Annotated in this window: 3 protein-coding genes and 1 pseudogene; all 4 read right to left on the bottom strand. The window is 39.5% G+C overall.

The window, feature by feature from the left end:
* On the bottom strand, positions 1-815 hold an 815-nt coding region (gene mobV / locus O3626_RS10175; protein WP_371496720.1), incomplete at its 3' end, for a MobV family relaxase.
* A 334-nt stretch (positions 816-1,149) separates the two neighbouring features.
* Entirely contained in the window at positions 1,150-1,356 is a 207-nt protein-coding gene (locus O3626_RS10170; RefSeq protein WP_181671491.1) for a hypothetical protein, read from the bottom strand.
* A 16-nt stretch (positions 1,357-1,372) separates the two neighbouring features.
* Complete coding sequence (locus tag O3626_RS10165; protein ID WP_181671492.1) at positions 1,373-2,239, bottom strand: replication initiation protein; 867 nt, start codon at positions 2,237-2,239, stop codon at positions 1,373-1,375.
* Positions 2,240-2,547: 308 nt separating this feature from the next.
* Positions 2,548-3,223, bottom strand: a pseudogene (locus tag O3626_RS10160) (plasmid recombination protein); the annotation flags it as partial.

Raw genomic sequence — 3,223 nt, 5'->3', positions numbered from 1 at the left:
AATTCGTCTAGCCTTTTTAACTCTAAGTTTTGCTTATTTTTAACCCAGTCCAGCTTCTCCTCAAAGCTAGTCTCTCGCATATTCAGCTCAAACTTATCTCCGAACAGCTCGCCAATGCTTTGAGCTTCTTCGACTTCTTTCGGGGTCATAAATTCGCCCGTGTTCGTGTTCATGAATTGAGGTGCACCATAATCTAGTACAAGCTCGCTCTCAATCTCTTTGTAGGCCATCTCTTGTTTGAATTCTGCGACTGTTAAATGTTTAGCCTCGCTATTTCTTGCTCCTCGCTCAATTTCAAAGCCTTGCTCTCTCATGTACTTTGGTAAATCGTCTTGAATTTTAAGCAACTCTTCACGGTCAAACATAGCCTTAGAGGACAGTTTGCCGTCACGCATTGGCACAACACCCATGTGCATGTGAGGCGTGCTCTCGTCGAGGTGTACGCTGGCATAAGCGATATTTTGCTCGCCATAGTTTTGAGCAAAATAGTCTTTGGCAGTTTCAAAAAATTCTCTTGTTTCTTCCGGACTGAGGTTTTCAAAAAAAGCCTTATCTGACGTGATAATCCATTCATCACAGAGGACGGCATCTTTTCGGATTGCCCGTTGTGAAATTTTATTTTCGTTCACGTAGTCCTTAATTTGAGCCTCGTAAGACAGCCCTCGGTCTCTCTCGGTCAGCTCATAGTTGAGATGTGACTTATCGGGATCAATATCCTTGTTTGAATGGTTTTCAAAAACTCGTTCATTATGACGATAAGCACCACCCAAATTCCCAGCTTTCATTTTCTGCATTCTCGCTACAATATGGCTCATATCTTTCCCTTTCTTTCGGTGTCATTCGAATAGCGAATGACAGACGAGCCGGCAAGCCTATTGCTCGTCATTATGAAACATCTTAGCTAATATTTTAGCACAATTTTCGGTGCAACTTCCATGTAAAGTATAACGCACTATACTTTACTTCGTAAAAGTGCGTTCTCCGAAGGCTCTTGGCAGAGGGCTAGCTCACCCACCCACTCCAGGGCGAGCTACAAAAAAAGTCCTCGAACCGCAAGGACATTTTTTGAAAGTTGGGCGACTTCGATAAGTCACCCAAAGTCATTTTGAAAAAATGACTAGTCGGACGGCTTCGCTATTGTCCGACTGGTTAGATACGGCTCTCGTACAAGCCGTCCATAACCATTGAACGAATGACGTTCAAATCTGACCCGTCCTCATCAAGATAGCTCAAGATTTTTTTCAAAGCATCATGCATATAGTCAGCCTCAATCACTAACTGCTTTCGGTTGCATTGGCTAAATTCGCTTGTTTCTTCTAGGTTGTTCTCGTCATAATACTTCTCGAATAAGTCCATTTGTATTCTCTCTTTCTCAGTCTAAATAATCATAGATATCTGTTTGAACTTCTGAATTGTCCAGTCTAGATAACATTTCTTGCTTTTTACTCTCTAATTCGGCTTTTGTCTCTTCGCTTGTCGTGTTTACGTAATCAGCATTCGACCAAGTAGGGACGTTTGACTTGCTTTTCTGCTTTTGTTTTGGCTTATTGAATTTATTTGGATCATACGATTCAGATTTTTCTGGTTCCCAAGTGAATTCATACCCCAAAACTGGATTGCCTCGCTTGTTCGACTTAATTTTTTTAACTTTGAGATTGTCAAAATAAGGGGATAGTTGACTCAGAATAGGCTTTAATACAAGCCTATCAATCTCACTAGGTCTATATGTTTTCGGGGTGTCTAGTATCCGTTTCAAATCCTCAACAGAGAATTCTTTTTGTCCTAACGTTCTCCATTGCTTGAGAAGTCGATACATGGTTTTAGCGTAAGTCGAACGAATGGAGGTAAACTCTTCTAGCTCGTACCGTGTAAATTGAGTTTCTAGCTTGTTCAAAATATAGTCAAAATTGGCAGATACCTTAACTTCGATTGTCCGTTTCTCTAAGTCCACCTCAAAGATTTCAAACAAAGTCATCACTCTAAATTTTCTCTCAGATTGCTCAAAGTAGGTTAGCTGTCCAATTTTTTTAACTGCTGTAGTTATTGTTTCTTCCCAACGATACTTTCTAGATGAACTAGCAAGCAATTTTAACTCATCAGTATCAAACACAAGCTTTTTCAAACCTTGTTCTTTTGCTTTTGTCAGTATTGCGAAAAAGAAATTCATCTCTTCTGCAGTCCATGTCCGCATAATAACTGTATTTAAATCATTGTGATATTTCACTACCTCACTAGTCATAAAGACACCTCCATTTATTGTCTTTATAATAACACATTTTTTATTAAAAGACAATATATATATTGTCTTTATTTTTGCACATTTTGTACCCTAAGTCTGCACATTTTGTACCCTAAGTCTGCACATTTTGTACCCTAAGTCTGCACATTTTGTACCCTATAAAAGCTGAAAACCCTTGTGGCTCTAAGGCTCGTGAGTGCCCTAAATATATATAAAATATATATAAAATATATATAAAGGGGCCTCACTTCGTTTCGACCCTCTTTTTTTACCGTTAGAAAAAGACCCTTTCGGGTCTGTTCAATCGCTCAAATGTTGATGATTTTCTCAATGACTTTGGTCACGACTTTTACGATTGGCGTGATTTTTTTCAACTCGTCCATGAATAGCTTAAATGCTTTATCGGGCATCAACTCTTTGAGTTTATCAGCCATTTTAGCATTCTTCTGCTTCAAAACTGAATTCTCGTCTTTAAGGGCCTTTAATTCGTCTTTTAAGGCTTTTACGTTATCGCCCTTCATTTTGTCCTTGGCTTTCTGTAATTGAGCCTCAAATCCGTTTTTAGAGCCTCTGAGCGGTACTTGGCTTTTAGCTTGTTGTAATTCTAGCTCTTTTTGGTGAATTACGTTCTTGCTTCGGTAAATCAAACCCTTAAATTCTTCAAATTGCTCTTTGGTCAGCTCCACCCGTTCACTCCCTAGAAGTCCCTTTTTCGGCTTAATTTGTCCTAATTCGCCCTCGTCCATGATTTTTAGATCCGTTAATCGGGCATTTTGTTTGGCTAGTTTTAAGTTCTCGCTCTCAAAAGCCGTTATTTTGGCTTCTAAGGCCTTTGAACGAGTTTCTAGGGTATTTATATACTCCTCGGCCTCAGAGAGCTCAGAGAGGCCCTCAGACACCTTAAAATCGATTTTAGATAGTTCTTCGTGCTTTTCATTGAGCAAAGACTCCAGGCCTTGGACTTCTTCTTCCAACGGTTTTTTT

This window comes from Streptococcus sp. 20925_1_77, assembly GCF_041432125.1.
GTDB lineage: Bacteria > Bacillota > Bacilli > Lactobacillales > Streptococcaceae > Streptococcus.
The sequence above is the reverse complement of the archived record's forward strand: the minus strand, read 5'-3'. Positions and strand labels throughout refer to the sequence as shown.

Coding starts and splice junctions, on each gene's coding strand:
- O3626_RS10170 (WP_181671491.1), bottom strand. CDS start 1,356: ATGGACTTATTCGAGAAGTATTATGACGAGAACAACCTAGAAGAAACA.
- O3626_RS10165 (WP_181671492.1), bottom strand. CDS start 2,239: ATGACTAGTGAGGTAGTGAAATATCACAATGATTTAAATACAGTTATT.